Source organism: Mycobacterium sp. SMC-19 (genome assembly GCF_045310815.1).
In the GTDB taxonomy this organism is placed as follows: domain Bacteria; phylum Actinomycetota; class Actinomycetes; order Mycobacteriales; family Mycobacteriaceae; genus Mycobacterium.
Map to the genome: position 1 here is coordinate 258,183 of NZ_JBJIAM010000006.1, position 15,961 is coordinate 274,143.

The 15,961-nt window shown below is 69.2% G+C and carries 10 protein-coding genes; 4 read left to right on the forward strand and 6 right to left on the reverse strand.

The features are described from left to right. Positions 1–13 precede the first annotated feature (13 nt). Complete coding sequence (locus tag ACJH5R_RS15655; RefSeq protein ID WP_406782319.1) at positions 14–2,299, reverse strand: PGRS repeat-containing protein; 2,286 nt, start codon at positions 2,297–2,299, stop codon at positions 14–16. A gap of 319 nt (positions 2,300–2,618) precedes the next feature. On the opposite strand from ACJH5R_RS15655, the gene ACJH5R_RS15660 reads away from it, so the two are divergent. Next, positions 2,619–3,995 (forward strand): PGRS repeat-containing protein, encoded by a 1,377-nt coding sequence (locus ACJH5R_RS15660; protein WP_406758925.1) that lies wholly within the window; start codon positions 2,619–2,621, stop codon positions 3,993–3,995. A 6-nt stretch (positions 3,996–4,001) separates the two neighbouring features. On the opposite strand, the gene fadD4 is transcribed toward ACJH5R_RS15660, so the two are convergent. The 4 genes from fadD4 to ACJH5R_RS15680 form a co-directional block, all read right to left on the reverse strand. Further along, positions 4,002–5,543, reverse strand: a complete 1,542-nt coding sequence (gene fadD4, locus ACJH5R_RS15665; RefSeq protein WP_406758924.1) for a fatty-acid--CoA ligase FadD4 — start codon at positions 5,541–5,543, stop codon at positions 4,002–4,004. A 141-nt stretch (positions 5,544–5,684) separates the two neighbouring features. After that, positions 5,685–7,505: a phosphoenolpyruvate carboxykinase (GTP) gene (locus ACJH5R_RS15670; RefSeq protein ID WP_406758923.1), complete on the reverse strand. Its 1,821-nt coding sequence runs from the start codon at positions 7,503–7,505 to the stop codon at positions 5,685–5,687. 131 nt (positions 7,506–7,636) lie between these two features. Beyond that, the gene (locus ACJH5R_RS15675; RefSeq protein ID WP_406758922.1) at positions 7,637–9,124 is read right to left on the reverse strand and encodes a hypothetical protein; all 1,488 of its coding nucleotides are present in this window, start codon (positions 9,122–9,124) and stop codon (positions 7,637–7,639) included. Continuing rightward, positions 9,121–10,065 carry a hypothetical protein gene (locus ACJH5R_RS15680; RefSeq protein WP_406782320.1) on the reverse strand — a complete coding sequence of 315 codons (945 nt, stop codon included), beginning with the start codon at positions 10,063–10,065 and terminating at the stop codon, positions 9,121–9,123. The genes ACJH5R_RS15675 and ACJH5R_RS15680 overlap by 4 nt, the downstream gene beginning before the upstream one ends. A gap of 217 nt (positions 10,066–10,282) precedes the next feature. Between ACJH5R_RS15680 and trmB the strand changes: the two genes are divergently transcribed. The 3 genes from trmB (at position 10,283) to ACJH5R_RS15695 (ending at position 14,720) form a co-directional block, all read left to right on the forward strand. Further along, the gene (gene trmB / locus ACJH5R_RS15685) at positions 10,283–11,044 is read left to right on the forward strand and encodes a tRNA (guanosine(46)-N7)-methyltransferase TrmB (RefSeq protein ID WP_406758920.1); all 762 of its coding nucleotides are present in this window, start codon (positions 10,283–10,285) and stop codon (positions 11,042–11,044) included. After that, a complete protein-coding gene (locus ACJH5R_RS15690) occupies positions 11,044–11,739 on the forward strand; it encodes an NYN domain-containing protein (RefSeq protein WP_406758919.1) in 696 nt (231 codons plus the stop codon). Before trmB ends, ACJH5R_RS15690 begins: the two co-directional genes overlap by 1 nt. Before the next feature lie 74 nt (positions 11,740–11,813). Beyond that, complete coding sequence (locus ACJH5R_RS15695; RefSeq protein ID WP_406758918.1) at positions 11,814–14,720, forward strand: MMPL family transporter; 2,907 nt, start codon at positions 11,814–11,816, stop codon at positions 14,718–14,720. Here the strand turns inward: ACJH5R_RS15695 and ACJH5R_RS15700 are convergent. Then, a complete protein-coding gene (locus ACJH5R_RS15700) occupies positions 14,680–15,828 on the reverse strand; it encodes an AI-2E family transporter (RefSeq protein WP_406758917.1) in 1,149 nt (382 codons plus the stop codon). The genes ACJH5R_RS15695 and ACJH5R_RS15700 overlap by 41 nt on opposite strands. Positions 15,829–15,961 lie beyond the last annotated feature (133 nt).

The following is a 15,961-nucleotide window of genomic DNA, read 5'->3' on the forward strand; positions in this document are numbered from 1 at the left end:
TCGAGCTGACTTACTAGGGCAGAACGACGCCCGGGGTGCCGTCCTGACCGGCGCTACCGGCGTCGGGACCGGTACCGGCGGAGCCACCGGTGCCGGCGGTACCACCGGCGCTGCCGGTACCCGGGGTATCCCCGGCGCCACCGTTGAGGCCGTCGTCACCGAATGCCGGGGTGAGGACGTTTCCTCCGTCTCCGGCGTTACCACCGTTTCCACCGGTGCTGGCACCAGCACCGCCGGCACCGCCGTCGCCGCCGGCGCCGCCGTGCAGGCCGTCGATCGGGCCCGAGGACGAATCGCCGGAGGTGGTCTGCCAGTCCGGGTCGCCCCAACGGATGTTGCTGCCGTCACCACCGTTACCCCCGGCACCGCCGTCGCCTCCGACACCGCCGGTGCCGTCGGCGTTCTCCAGGCCGGCGCCGCCGGCACCACCTGTGCCGCCGTTGCCGCCGTGGGTGCCACCGGCGTACAGGTCGTTACCGCCGTCACCGCCGGCGCCGCCGTTACCGCCCGTCGCGCCAGACCCACCGGCGCCGCCGTTACCGCCCACACCAGCCTGACCTTGCGGTCCCAGGGTTCCGGAACCAGCCGGGCCCTCCACCGACGCGTAGTCCCGCACATCGGCGACATCGCCACCGACACCGCCGTTACCGCCGTTGCCGCCGTCACCGATCAGCCCGTCGTTGCCGTTGGCCGCACCGGCACCGGCCGCACCACCGTTACCGCCGGCACCGCCCGAGCCACCATTGCCGGGGGCGTTGTACAGGCCGTGTACGGAATCGGTCGTCCCGTGAATCGAGGCACTGCCATGGCCGCCGTTGCCGCCATCGGAGCCGGCACCGCCGACACCGCCGTTGCCGCCGTTACCGGCGGTCCCGCCGCCGCTGCCGCCGGCGCCGCCGTTACCTCCGGCAGCACCACTACCGCCACTGGTAGCCGAGATGTCGGGCGGGGTGCCGCCGTCGCGGTAGCCGTTGACGCCGTCGCGGCCGTCGGTCGCGGCCGAGGCGTTGCCGCCGTTACCGCCATCGCCGCCGTCGCCGTCGACACCGGCCGCGCCCACGTTGGCCCCGGCTCCACCGGCCGCACCACCGGCTGCCGCAGCACCACCGTTACCGCCCGCGCCACCGTTACCGCCGCCGGCACCGTTGGCGCCGACGCCGTTCACCGCGAGGCCGGCAGCACCGGTACCACCGTCGCCACCGAGCCCGCCGTTGCCACCGACGCCGCCGTCACCGTCGGCACCGATCGTGCCGTTGGCCGAACCTCCGACACCGGCCGCACCACCGACACCGCCCTTGCCGCCGACGGCACCGTTACCACCGTTGCCGCCGACGGCACCGTCTCCGGAACCGTTGTTGGCGAAGGTGCCACCGTCGCCGGCCGCGCCGTTGCCACCACTTCCGCCGGAGCCGCCGACTCCGCCCGCGCCACCGTTGCCACCGATGCCGACGTACGAGGAACCGGCGCCGCCAACGCCACCGTTGCCGGCGTTGCCACCGGCAACACCGTCACCACCGGCGCCCCCGGAACCACTGCCCGCGGAGCCGTTGGTACCGGTCCAGCCGGCGCCGCCGGCCCCGCCGTTGCCGCCGTTGCCCCACGCGCCCATACCGAAGAAGTCCTGGGCCTGGCCCGATGAGCCACCGTTGCCGCCGTTACCCGCGTCCAACGTGGCGGTGCCGTTACCGCCGGCGCCACCGTCGCCGCCGTTGCCCCACATCTCGCCGCCGTGGCCCCCGTTGCCGCCATCGGCGCCCAGGCCGCCGACGCCGCCGTCACCGCCGTTGCCGATACCGCCGGCGTGGCCGCCGTTGCCGCCGCCTACGCCCTCGAGGTTCGAGCCCCAGCCGTTGCCGCCGTCGCCGAACCACAACCCACCGGCCTGGCCGTCCACACTGGTCTCGGTGCCGTCGGCGCCGTTGCAGATCATCCCGCAGAAGCCGTCGGTGAACGGCGCGAACAACTGGTTGACCACACCGTTGACGCTCGAACCGAAGTCGCTGGTGATCCAGTCCTGCATCATCGCGTGCAGCGGGAGGTAGAAGCTCTCCTGCCACATCTGGGCAAAGTCGGCGTCGAACAGGCCGCTGTCGGCCGCGCCCGGGACACCCCACGCGGAGACGTCGAACAGGTCAAAGCCCGAGGTGTTGCTGTCGCCGACGCCGAACATGTCCCAGAACGCGTCCAGGCCGAAGTCGTCGGCCTGCGCGGTCGGGGCGGACGCCAGGGGTGCCATTCCGAACGCGAAGAATGCCCCGACCGAGGCGGCCGCCCCGATCGCGCGGTCGCGCCGCCGCACTGCCGATTGAGTGTTGTGACTACCGCGTCGAATATGTGCCACCGTTGGCCCACCCCTTCTGAACTTTACTGAAACTTTGCTTGGGCTTAATGAAATCTGTGCCCGTCCCCCTACGGTGCTTGACGGTAGCGTTTGAGCCGACCAATGTCCACTTGAACGTACGGCAGAATGCCATAAAGACGTACTAATGGTCTGATTTATGCCATATATGTAGACTCTCAGTCGCCGTCTGGATGAGGACCTGACCTGCTCGTGAAGGCCCACCCGGTCGGGCACGCCCGCTTCGCACCATGTGTGCCACCCGGAAGGTTGCTCAGCAATGCCGCTTCACCTCAGTAAGGCCACGCGGGTCCGCCAGGCGCATCCCGCACCGAATCATGGCGTGCGACGGGCAGTTCCGGCGCTGGCGGCCCTGGCCGCGTTCGCCCTGACTCCGGTCGGTCCCGCTCCCGGCGCACAAGCGGATGAGTTCGACTGGATCGTCGACATGCTCAGCCCGCTTTTCGGGTTTACGGACCAAGACATGGGCGCATCGACCGCGGGCCTGGCCTGGTTGGATCCCACCGTCTGGAGCTTGAGCAGCCCGGACCTCGGTGGCAGCGACGTGCTGGCGCTAGCTGCCGACGCGTCCGGTACCGCCGGCCTCTACGAGTGGCTGCACGACGCCGTGCAGGACTGGCTCGACAGTCCGTCAGGCCAGTTGTTCGACAACCTGGTCAACCCGCTGTTCGCACCGCTGACCGAGGGCGGCTGCGGCGTGATCTGCAACGGCGTCGATGGGACCGCGGACCATCCCGACGGTGGGGCCGGCGGACTGTGGTTCGGCGACGGGGGCGACGGCTGGACGTCGAACCTTGACGACGTAGCCGGCGGCAACGGCGGCAGCGCCGGACTGTTCGGGAACGGCGGTGACGGCGGGGCTGGTGGCCTGGGCGCCGACGGCGGCACCGGCGGCAACGGCGGCGACGTGTGGGGCAACGGCGGCAATGGTGGGCACGGCGGGGACGGTGCCGAAGACGGCGGTTCGGCCGGCAACGGTGGTAACGGCGGCGACGGCAATTACCTGTACGGCAGCGGGGGCGCCGGCGGAGACGGCGGCAAAGGTGGCGCCGCCGCGGGCGACGGTAGGACCGCCGGGGCCGGGGGCAATGGCGGCCGGGGCGGCGACGGCGGCCAGCTGGCCGGCGGCGGGGGTGCCGGCGGCAACGGCGGCCAGGGCGGGGCGGCGACCGGCGACAGCACTGTCGGCGGGTCCGGGGGCAACGGCGGTGACGGCGGCAGAGTCGGGGGCAGCGGTGACGCGGCCGGAGGCGGGCAGGGCGGTCACGCAGGCGACGGCGGCACCGCCACCGGGACCGGCAGCCGGGGCGGTCGCGGCGGCGATGGCGGAGCCGGTGGCGGTGCCACCCCGGTGACGGTCGGCACCAGCGGCAGCGACGGGGGCAACGGCGGCGCGGCGGGCAACGGCGGCAACGCTATTGGCGTCGGGGGCGTCGGAGGGACCGGCGGCCACGGCGGCGCCGGCGGGCACGGGGTCGGCTTCGGCGGTGACGGCGGCAACGGCGGCACGGGCGGCAACGGGGGCGACGGGGCTATTGCCGGCGCCGGCGGCCCTGGCGGCGCCGCAGGCCCGGGCACCGTTCACGGCCAGGCCGGCAGCCAAGGCGCCCCCGGCCAGCCGGGCAACGCCTCCTAACCGGCATCACACCGAATACTTGGTCACCAGTTCGTTCTTGTAGAGCTTGCCGGTGTCGGTGCGCGGCAACTGCTCCTCGAAAGAGATCGACCGCGGACATTTGTAGTGCGCCAAGCGGTCCCGTACCCAGTCAAGTAGTTCCGCAGCGAACGCAGGCGTGGCGTCGGCCGGGTCGACGGTCTGCACGGCCGCCTTCACGCTCTGGCCCATCTCATCGTCGGGGATCCCGAACACGGCCGCGTCCAACACCTTCGGATGCGTGATCAACAGGTTCTCCGCTTCTTGCGGGTAGATGTTGACCCCGCCCGAAATGATCATGTGGTGGCGCCGGTCGGTGAGATACAGGTAGCCCTCGTCGTCCAGGTAGCCGACGTCGCCGACGGTCGTCCAGCCTTGCGCGTGGCGTGATTTCGCGGTCTTCTCCGCATCGTTGAGGTACTCGAAGGCGTTGCCGCCCTCAAAGTAGATCTCGCCGGCCTCACCGGCGGGCAGCTCGTTGCCGTCCTCGTCGAGAATGTGCACCGCCCCGAACATCGCCTTGCCCACCGAGCCGGGGTGCTTCAGCCATTCGTCGGCGCTGATCAGCGTGGAGCCGTGCGCCTCCGATGAGGCGTAGTACTCATCGACGATCGGCCCCCACCAGTCGATCATCTGCTGTTTGATCTCCACCGGGCACGGCGCGGCGGCGTGCATGACCCGCTTGAGGCTCGAAACGTCGTACGACTCCCGTACCCCCGCAGGCAGTTTCAGCATCCGCGTGAAGTGTGCCGGGACGAACTGCCCGTGGGTGACGCGGTAGCGCTGGATCGCGTCGAGCGCGGACTCAGCGTCGAACTTCTCCATCACGACGGTGGTCAGCCCGGCCGCCTGCACTTGCATCGACCACACCGACGGCGCTGTGTGATACAGCGGCGCGGGGCTCAAATACACGGAACCCGGGCCCATCCACACCGACACCAGCATCGCCATCAGCCCCGGCACCTCGGTCGGCGGCAGGTGCGGCAGCGGACGCTTGATGCCCTTGGGCCGCCCGGTGGTGCCCGACGAGTACTGCAGCAGATCACCTTCGATTTCGTCATCGATGGGTGTAACCGGTTGGTCAGCAACACATTCCGGGTAACGCTGCCAGCCCTCCAAGTCGCCATCGGCGATCAGCAGCAGCCCGGGCAGGCCGGCCGGCTGGGGGTCCCTCCCGCTTGCGGGGGAGTGCTCGGCCAGATCCGCGCAGGTTTGGCGCAGCGCGTCCGAGCCGATGATCGCCTTGGCGTTGCTGTTGTCGATGATGTAGGCGGCCTCGGCAGCGGTCAGATGGGTGTTGATCGGCACGTAGTACAGGCCGCTGCGCCGCGCCGCCCACATCACCGCATGGATGTGCTCGTTGTTCTCCATGATGATCGCGACGACGTCGCCCTCCACCAGCCCCGCGGCCCGGAAGAAGTGCGCCAACCGGTTCGCCCGGGCTTCCAGCTCGGCGAAGCTGACGACGGTGCCCGAAGGGTGCAGGATGACGGCCGGGTTGGCGGCCCCGAGGTGTTCGCGAATCTGCATGGGCTGACTGTACTGGGACCAAACTTGACGGCTGTCAAGTGGGGGCGTGAGTCACGCGTGCCGTCCCCGCGACTCGGACAAAACAGAACCGCACTCGGGGGATCCCCCGAGTGCGGTTCCGGATGTATTCGAAAAGGGCTGCTAGCCCAGGCGCTGCTTGAGGGCCTCGAACTCGTCGCGCAGGCCGGTGGGCAGCTTGTCGCCGATGAACTCGAACCACTCCTCGATCAGCGGCAGCTCCGCGCGCCACTCCTCGGCGTCGACGATCAACGCCTGGTCCACGTCGGCGGCGGTCACGTCCAGCCCGTCCAGGTCCAGGTCAGCAGCGGTCGGAACCGTGCCGATCGGAGTCTCCTGGCCGCCGGCGTTGCCCTCGACCCGCTCGACGATCCACTTCAGCACCCGGCTGTTCTCGCCGAAGCCCGGCCACAGGAACCGGCCGCCCTCGCCACGACGGAACCAGTTCACGAAGAACACCTTCGGCAGCTTCGACTCGTCGGAGTGCTTGCCGGTGTCGATCCAGTGCTGCATGTAGTCCCCGGCGTTGTAGCCGATGAACGGCAGCATCGCCATCGGGTCGCGGCGCACCTTGCCGACCGTGCCCTCGGCGGCGGCGGTCTGCTCGCTGCCCATGGTGGCGCCGATGAAGACGCCGTGCTGCCAGTCGCGGGCCTGGCTCACCAGCGGCACCGTGGTCTTGCGGCGGGCACCGAACAGGATCGCCGAGATCGGCACGCCCTGCGGGTCGTCCCACTCCGGCGCCAGGATCGGGCACTGCGACATCGGGGTGCAGTACCGCGAGTTCGGGTGTGCGGCAGGGGTGTCCGACTCGGGCGTCCAGTCGTTGCCCTTCCAGTCGGTGAGGTGCGCCGGGGTCTCCCCGTCGATGCCCTCCCACCACACGTCGTTGTCGTCGGTGTGGCCGACGTTGGTGTAGACGGTGTTCCCGCGCTCCAGCGTGATCATCGCGTTCGGGTTGGAGCTGCGGCTGGTGCCCGGCGCCACGCCGAAGAAGCCCGCCTCCGGGTTCACCGCGTAGAGCCGGCCGTCCTTGCCGAACCGCATCCAGGCGATGTCGTCACCGAGGGTCTCGGCCCGCCAGCCCGGGATGGTCGGCTGGATCATCGCCAGGTTGGTCTTGCCGCAGGCCGAGGGGAACGCCGCCGCCACGTAGTAGGCCTTGTTCTCCGGCGAGATCAGCTTCAGGATCAGCATGTGCTCGGCCAGCCAGCCCTCGTCGTGGGCCATCGCCGACGCGATCCGCAGCGCGTAGCACTTCTTGCCCAGCAGCGCGTTGCCGCCGTAACCCGAGCCGTAGCTCCAGATCTCACGGGTCTCCGGGAAGTGGGTGATGTACTTCTCGGAGTTGCACGGCCACGGCACGTCCTGCTCACCCTCGGCGAGCGGGGCGCCGACCGAGTGCAGGCCCTTGACGTAGGCGCCGTCGGCGCCGATCTTCTCCAGCGCCGCGGTGCCCATCCGGGTCATCACCTTCATCGACGCCACCACGTAGGGCGAGTCGGTGATCTCGACGCCCAGCTTGGGGTCCTCGGCACCCAGCGGGCCCATGCAGAACGGGATGACGTACATGGTGCGACCGCGCATGCAACCGCGGTACAGCTCCGTCATGGTGGCCCGCATCTCGTCCGGGTCCATCCAGTTGTTGGTGGGGCCGGCACCTTCTTTGGTGCGGCTACAGATGAAAGTGCGTGACTCGACCCGCGCGACGTCGGCGGGGTCGGAGAGCGCCAGGTAGGAGTTGGGCTTCTTCGCCTCATCGAGCTTGACCGCCGCGCCGGACTCCACCAGCAGGGCCATCAGCCGGTTCCACTCCTCCTCGGAACCGTCGGACCACTCCACCCGGTCGGGCTGGGTGAGCTCCGCGACCTCCCGCACCCAGGCCAGCAACTCGCCATGCTTCGTCGGGGCGGTGTCCAGACCGGGAATGGTCGCTGAGGTCATTGAGCTCTCCTGTGTAACCTGTGTCACTCGGTGGCGTTGCCGCAGCTGCGCGCCGCTGTCACCTCTTATACCGTCATTAAATAAGAGATTACCGTCAATAGCTACACGGATCGAAACAATCGCAACTCGGGCTATCTCTCGCCAGTTACCGCGGCGTTGACCGGGCCTGATTCACCCAGCTCAGCGCGCACATTCTCCAACGCACGCCGCAATGCCGGCAGCCTTCGATCACGCACCGCGGCGGCGCGAGCCGTCGCGGCCGCATGCTCGCGCAGTTCCCGATCCAATCCGGCAACCCGGTCGGCCACGCGCGCAGCCTCGGTCTCGTTGTGCCCGGCAAGCTCGGCGGCGAGCGCCGACTCGGCGGCCACCACCCGCAGGGCCACCAGTTCCTGCACCGAGGACCGCACTGCGCTCGTGGCCTGTCCCACCCAGCGATCGAGCACCACCCGGTCGCGCAACAGCCCCCGAATCCTGACCACCCACACCGTGGCCGCCACGCCGGCGACTGCGCATCCGGCCGCACCGACCGCGGCCAGTCCCGGGGCGAGATGGGCGAAGACCCGGCTCAACGTCAGCGCCACGCCCAGCCCGAAGCCGATCCCCAGCACCGCCATCAACTGGGTCTCCAGCCGCCGGGACTCCAACGGCGGCTTGCCGGCGTCGACCTGCGGTAACGACGCAGCAGACGGTGGGTCTCCGGCCAGCCCCAACTCCTGGGCGACGTCGGCCAGGTGCTCGGTGACCCCCTGATCGACCTCCGCCACCACCTCGGTCAGCCGGTCGTGGACGTAGGACTCGAATTCGGCCCACCGCCGGCGCGTCATGCCCGCCGCGTCTTCGCCCAACTCGCTGCGTACCGAGGCGCACCGTTTACCGGCGAAGTAGGACAGTTGGACGCGGGCCTGGGCGATGCGGCTGCGCAGCGCGATCACGCGCTCCGATTTCGACATTCGCCGTTGCCGCACCACCTCGTCCCGCTGCTCCTGTAGCTGCGTCACCCGGGCCCGCCGCCCTTGCGCGCGGGCGTCGCGGTCGATCCGATCGGCGTCGGTGCGCAACTGAAACTCCCACGAGCGCAGCCGGTTGCGCCGGTGAGTGTCACCGTCCGCGAGCTGTTTGGTCAGTTCGGCGATCAGGTCGTCGACCCTCGGGTCGCCGCGTTCGGGCGCCGCGGCCGCGCCCACCCATGGCACGTCGCGGTAGCGCGGCGCGTGGCCGGTGAGGGTTTCGCGGGCCGCCGACAGCATCTCCCGCCACGGCCGGTGGGCGTCGATCTTGGAGACCACGCCGATCACCACGTCGGTGTGGGCGGCCACGGTATCGAGCAGCGCGCAGTCCGACTCCGTCAGTGCGGCGGCTGCCGACACCACGAACACCACCGCCAGCGGCACCTCCCCGGGCGCCAAGTCGGTGGCTTCCATCACGAGCCACTGCGGCATCCGGTCGGCCAGCGCCTCTGTCATCGCACTGACCCCAGCCAGCCAGGGGCCGGTCACCACCACCACGTCGCAGCGCCGCACCGCCGGTGGGCGCACTCCGGGCGCGACCTCAGCAACGAGGGCGTCGACCCCGGCGACGGGGCCCGGATCGGACGAACCTGCACCCGAGGAGGTCATGGGCGGCCCCGCGTCGCCGCCCAGGCTCGCAGCGATCCCCTGGCGATGTCGGCGGCGCAGGCCCGCGCAGCGGCGCCGACCGGTGCGCTGCGGTGAGCGTGCCAGCGGCGGGCCCGCGCCAGCACCGGCTCATCCGGTGGGTCGATCGCGGCCGCCGCAGCGGTCAGTCGGGCGGCGAGTGTCGCGTCGCGGACCAGGAATTCATCGATACGTTTGTCGCCGACCGCCATCGCTTCCAGCCGGGTCACCGCCTCCGTCAGCCGCCGGTAGTAAACGGCGGCGCCCATCACCTCCAGCCGGGCGACGACCCGGTCGACGCCGCTGAGCCGGCCCAGCCGAGCGCGAGCCTGCGCCAGGGTGCCGTCCCGGCGGGCCAAATCGAGCAGTGCCCCGATCCCGGAAAGGTCGATGGTGGTGCACAACCGCTCCCGTATCTGACGAGGCACCGGGTGCGGGCAGTTGATGAACTGCTCGGCGGAGCACAGATCGGCGGGCCGGACGGCCAGGCACCCCAGCGCCTCCCACAGTCGATCGTCCAGCCCACCGCCGAGCGCGGCCAGCGCGAACAACGCCGACATCGGTTCAACCGGCACCGGCATCACCGCGACCTCGTGCCCGCGCAGGTCGGCCTTGTTCAGCACCACCAGCACCGGGCGCCGACGCGCGGCATGCAATGCGGCGGTGTCCTCCGGCTTGACCACCTCGGCGACGACATGCACGGCCAATTCGGCGAGTTCGGTCCCGGCGGGCTCCGCGGCGACGCGAACCTCGGCGGCGGCCAGCGCCGCGGCGACGGTGCGTCGGCCGACACCGCGGCGGCCGTGCACCGCGACCTGCACCGGCGCGGTGATGCCTGCGACAATTCTCGCCAAGCGTGGGTCGGAGTTCTGCGTGGCCAGCACGGTCAGCTCATCGGCGAAGAGCTGGTGCCCTTGTGTCACGACCCTGCCTCCCGCGCAATCGGCCCCGGGGGGCCATGGTGTCAGCTGCTCCGCCGCGGCGCGAGTCACCGCCGGATTCGGTGAGCGGTGTAGTCCCGCGAACAAGAGATCCGGCGAATGGGTACCGCGTGTCGCTCGACACGTTTCAGGCAACTGTTGGGTATCAATGTGGACCGCGAAGTGGGTACAGAGGCGTCCATGGGCCACCATGGACTGCATGCATGCGCCGCGCGACGTCGAGTCGGCATCAGACGTCACTGGCGTCCACCCCACGGCTCCACGCCGTTTCCGCAACTTCAGCGTGCGCTACCGGCACTCCGCACTGTCGGCCGGTCAGCGCCAGACCTGGGAACGGCTCTGGCCCGACCTGGGCGCCGATGTCGTGCCGCCCGACGGACCCGACCGCCCTCAGCCCCTGGATCCGCGCCGCTGGTTCGGCCGCGAAGCCCCCGTGGTGCTCGAGATCGGCTGCGGAGCCGGCACCTCCACGGTGGCGATGGCACAGGCCGAGCCGGACCTGGACGTGATGGCCGTGGAGGTCTACGAGCGCGGGCTGGCACAGCTGCTGTGCGCGATCGACCGCGAGCAGCTGAGCAATATCCGGCTGCTGCGGGGCGACGGCCTCGATGTGCTGGAATACCTGATCGCCCCGTCATCGCTGATCGGGGTACGCGTCTTCTTCCCCGACCCGTGGCCCAAAGCCCGGCACCACAAGCGCCGGCTGCTGCAGCCGGCCACCATGGCGTTGATCGCCGATCGACTGCGACCGGGCGGGGTGCTGCACGCGGCCACCGACCACGCCGATTACGCGGTGCAGATTGCCGAATCCGGCGACGGCGAGCCGGGCCTGCGCCGGGTGGCCGACCCTTCCGGGGACGCCGGCCTGCCCATTTCCATCGCCAGGCCCACCACCAAATACGAGGCGAAGGGCCGCACTGCGGGCAGCGTGATCAACGAGTTCGTCTGGGTACGGGCCTGATGACCAGCCCCGATCTCGCAGCCGGGCCGGACGCCGAGCCGACCGGCACCGACCCGACCAACGAGGGAACACCGACGCAGCGAGTGCTGCTGGTATGGGACGCCCCGAATCTGGACATGGGCCTGGGCGCCATCCTGGGCCGACGTCCGACCGGCGTGGAGCGGCCCCGTTTCGACGCGTTGGGCCGCTGGTTGCTCAACCGCACCGCGGAGGTCGCGGCGCTGCATCCGCAGAGCAGGATCGAGCCCGAGGCGACGGTGTTCACCAACATCGCGCCCGGCAGCGCCGACGTCGTCCGGCCGTGGGTCGAAGCGTTGCGTAACGTGGGTTTCGCGGTCTTTGCCAAGCCGAAGATCGATGAGGACAGCGATGTCGACTCCGACATGCTTGAACACATCGCACTGCGGAAAGAGCAGGGATTGGTGGCGGTGGCCGTGGCCTCCGCCGACGGTCAGGCGTTCCGGGAACCGCTGGAAGAACTCTGCGGTCTCGGTATAGGTGCCACGGTGCTCGGATTTCGCGAACATGCGAGCTGGGCGCTAGCCTCGGATACCTTGGAGTTCGTCGACCTGGAAGACATCCCTGGTGTGTTCCGGGAGCGGCTGCCGCGGATCAGCCTCGATTCGCTGCCGGAACAGGGGGCGTGGCTCCAGCCGTTCCGGCCGCTGAGCTCACTGCTTACCTCGCGAGAGTGACAACTGGAGAGCCTGAAGTCAGGGACGCGCGAGTCCGAAAGATGTCTCCACAGACCTTAGTAAGGAGCGAATAGGTGTTCGCCTGGTGGGGTCGAACTGTATACCGCTACCGGTTCATCGTAATCGGCGTGATGGTGGCGCTCTGCCTGGGTGGCGGCGTCTACGGAATGAGCCTGGGCGACCACGTCACCCAGAGCGGCTTCTACGACGACGGCAGCCAGTCGGTGCAGGCGTCGATCGTCGGCGACGAGGTCTACGGCCGGGACCGCACCAGCCATGTGGTGGCGGTCTTCACCGCGCCCAAGGGCGAGACGGTCGACGACTCGGAATGGTTCGACGCGGTCAAGAATGGCCTGAACAAGGTCAAGAATGACCACCCCGATCAGATCATGAGCTGGGTCGGCTATTTCACCAATCCCGAAGCACTGGCCAACATGGCGGACGCAGGCAAGAAGCATGCATTCGCGTCGATCCAGCTCAAGGGCGACGACGACGACACCATCCTGAAGAATTACCAGGCGGTCGAGCCGGATCTGCAAAAGCTCGACGGCGGCAAGGTCGAACTCGGCGGCCTGCAACCGATCGCCAACGCCCTGACCGGGACTATCGCCAGCGACCAACAGCGCATGGAGGTGCTGGCCCTGCCGTTGGTGGCGGTGGTGTTGTTCTTCGTGTTCGGCGGGGTGATCGCCGCCAGTCTTCCGGTCATCGTCGGCGGATTGAGCATCGCCGGGGCGACGGGCATCCTGCAGCTCACCACCCATTTCGGGCCGGTGCACTTCTTCGCCCAACCGGTGGTCTCGCTGATCGGCCTGGGTATCGCGATCGACTACGGGCTCTTTGTGGTGAGCCGGTTCCGCGAGGAGATCGCCGAGGGGTACGACACCGAGGCGGCGGTACGGCGTTCGGTGATGACCGCCGGGCGCACCGTGGTGTTCTCTGCGGTGCTGATCATCGTCTCGTGCGCCAGCCTGCTGGTTCTGCCGCAGGGTTTCGTGCACTCGCTGACCTACGCGTTCTTCGCCTCGGTGGGGCTGGCCGCAATCCTGTCGATCACGCTGCTGCCCGCCATTCTGGGTGTGCTCGGCACCAACGTGGACGCCCTCGGGGTTCGGACCCTCTACCGGATACCGTTCCTGCGGGAATGGGAGTTCTCCAACCGCATCATCGGCTGGTTCGCCGAGAAGACCCAGAAGACCAAGACCCGCGAAGAGGTCGAGGCCGGGTTCTGGGGCAAGCTGGTCAACTACGTGATGCAGCGACCGCTGGCATTCGCGATCCCCATCGTCATCGCGATGATCCTGTTGATCATCCCGCTGGGCAAGTTGTCGTTCGGCGGGATGAGCGAGAAGTACCTGCCGCCCGACAACACCGCCCGTGTGGCCCAAGAGCACTTCGACGAGATCTTCCCCGGCTTCCGTACCGAGAAGCTGACCCTGGTCATCACGAGCGATACCGACAAACCGGTCACCGACCAGCAGGTCGCCGATATCCGCAACCGCGCGATGGCGATCAGCGGGTTCGTCGTGCCCGATGACGATCCGGCCGAGATGTGGAAGGAGCGCCCCTACCTTCCCGGGGCCTCCAAGTCCCCCTCCGTCCGGGTGATCGAGAACGGCTTGGTCAACCGCAACGACGCCGCGCAGAAGATCAAGGCGCTGCGCGCCCTGAGCACACCCAAGGGCCTGGACGTGCTGGTCGGCGGGACACCCGCGCTCGAACAGGACAGCATCCATGCGATGGTCGACAAGGGACCGCTGATGTTGGCGCTCCTGCTGATCACCACCACGCTGCTGATGTTCCTGGCGTTCGGCTCCCTGGTGCTGCCGTTGAAGGCGGCGGTGATGAGCGCGTTGACCATCGGGTCGACGATGGGCATCTTGACCTGGATGTTCGTCGACGGGCACGGCGCCGGGCTGCTCAACTTCACCCCGACCCCACTGATGGTGGTGGTCATTGCGCTGGTTGTTGCGGTGGGCTGGGGCCTGGCCACCGACTACGAGGTGTTCCTGGTCTCCCGGATGGTGGAGGCACGAGAATCCGGGATGTCGACCACCGAGGCGATCCGGATCGGCACAGCCACCACCGGCCGGCTGATCACCGCGGCCGCACTGATCCTCGCGGTGGTTGCCGCGTCGTTCGTGTTCTCCGACCTGGTGATGATGAAGTACCTGGCGTTCGGCCTGATGGCGGCGCTGTTGCTCGACGCCACCGTGGTCCGGATGTTCCTGGTGCCGTCGGTGATGAAACTGCTCGGCGACGACTGCTGGTGGGCGCCACGCTGGATGAAGCGCCTCCAGAACCGGATCGGTCTGGGCGAGATCCGGCTGCCGGACGAGCGGCGTCGGGTGACTCGCCGCCCCGCCACGGCAACGGTCGCACCGACCCCGGTGGGCGCGGCCGCCCCGCGCCCGACGCACGACCCCACCCACCCAGCCCCGGGCCGCGCCGCCCCCGCTCGGTCGCGTCCCGGCGAGCAGCTGCCGACCCGGCCGGTGAGCGGTAATCCGTCCAACGCCCGGACCAATCGGATCAACACCGGCCCGGCCGAACCTCCCACGACGCGCTTCTCGGCAGCCGACCCGGCGACCGAGCGAGTGACGTCCCCCGGCCAGGAGCCCGCCGGCCCGGGCGAGGAACGCGAAATCGAGTCGTGGCTGGGCGAGCTGCGCGGCGGCCGTGACGCGGCGCAGGCCCGGCGCGGGCGACAAGGCGAAACCGATCCGGAAGCGTCCGACGAGCGGACCCGGTCACTTCCCAAGCCCACCGGGGACGCGGGCAACACCGAGAATGCCCCCACCACGGCCATCCCGGCTCAGGGCGCCCTAGCCGACCCCGAGAACCCGGCTACCGAGAAGTTCACCGCGGTCGGTGACCAACCCGACGACGCCACTGCGGACAACCCACAGAGCCCGCAGCGACGTGGTGCTGCCGGCGGTCTCAGCGCGGCTGAACTGCTGCGTCGGGAGGGTCGCTACTGACGTCGTCGGCTTCTGAGTCCGGTGTATCGGCGTCCGCGCCGTCCGGCGTGCCCGAATCCGACGCTCCGATCAGCACCCGCACGGCTCGGTCGATGAAGGCGATGGTCGGGACGGCGAGTAGCGCGCCGACGATGCCGGCCAGGATTCCGCCGGTGGAGATGCCCAGCACCACCGCCAGCGGGTGGATGGAGACGGCACGTCCCATGACCAGCGGCTGCAGCACATGGGCTTCCAGTTGGTTGACCGCAATGATCAGCCCCAGGGTGACCAGCGCATAGATCCAGCCCTTGGCGATCAGGGCGACCAAGACGGCCAGCAGCCCGGTGAGCACCGCACCGACCAGTGGAATGAAGGCGCCCAGGAACACCAGCGAGGCCAGCGGCAACGCCAGCGGCACGGCCATGACCGCCAGACCGATGCCGATTCCGAGTGCGTCGACCAGGGCCACCAGGAAGGTGGCCCGCACGTAGCCGATCAGCGATTCGAATCCCGCCACACCGGCCGCGTGCACCCGCTCGCGCACCTGGCTCGGGAAGAACTTCACGGTGAACCGCCAGATGTCGCGGCCGCCGTAGAGGAAGAAGATCAGCGTGAACAGCACGACGAAAGCGCCGGTGACGATCTTGGTGATGGTTTCGGCCGTCGACAGCGCACCGCTGGTCAGTTTGGCCTGATTGTTGCGTAGGCCGTTGACCACGGTGTCGCCGACGCTGTCGATCTGCTCGCTGCTCAGATGCAGCGGCCCTTCGACCAACCAGTGCTGGGTCGAGTTGACCACCTGGGTGACCTGCTCGACCAGTTCGGGTACCCCGTCGATGAATTGGTCTACGACGAAGCTCAGCAACGCCGCAAGCACGGCCAGACCGCTGAGCAGCAGCAGAAACACCGCCAGCCCCCGGTGCACTCCGTGCCGGGACAACCAGTCCACGCCCGGCAGCAGCAGCGCCGACATCATCATCGCGATCGCCACCGGGACGACGATCACTTCGAGGCGCCGGATGACCAGCAGCACCACCAATGCGGCGGCGAACAGCACCAGCAGGCGCCAGGCCCACGCCGCCGCTTTGCGGACCGTCGGATGTACGGATTCGTCTGCGCTGGCTGACATTCCGGTAGCGTAACGATGCCGCAGCGGGTGCACATCAGGTAGCCGAATATCGACGTGACGCGGCTAACCTTTACATTCGTGTCCCCCGCCCCCGTTTCGCACGAACGCGTCGCGCAAGACGTCGTCGTTCGCG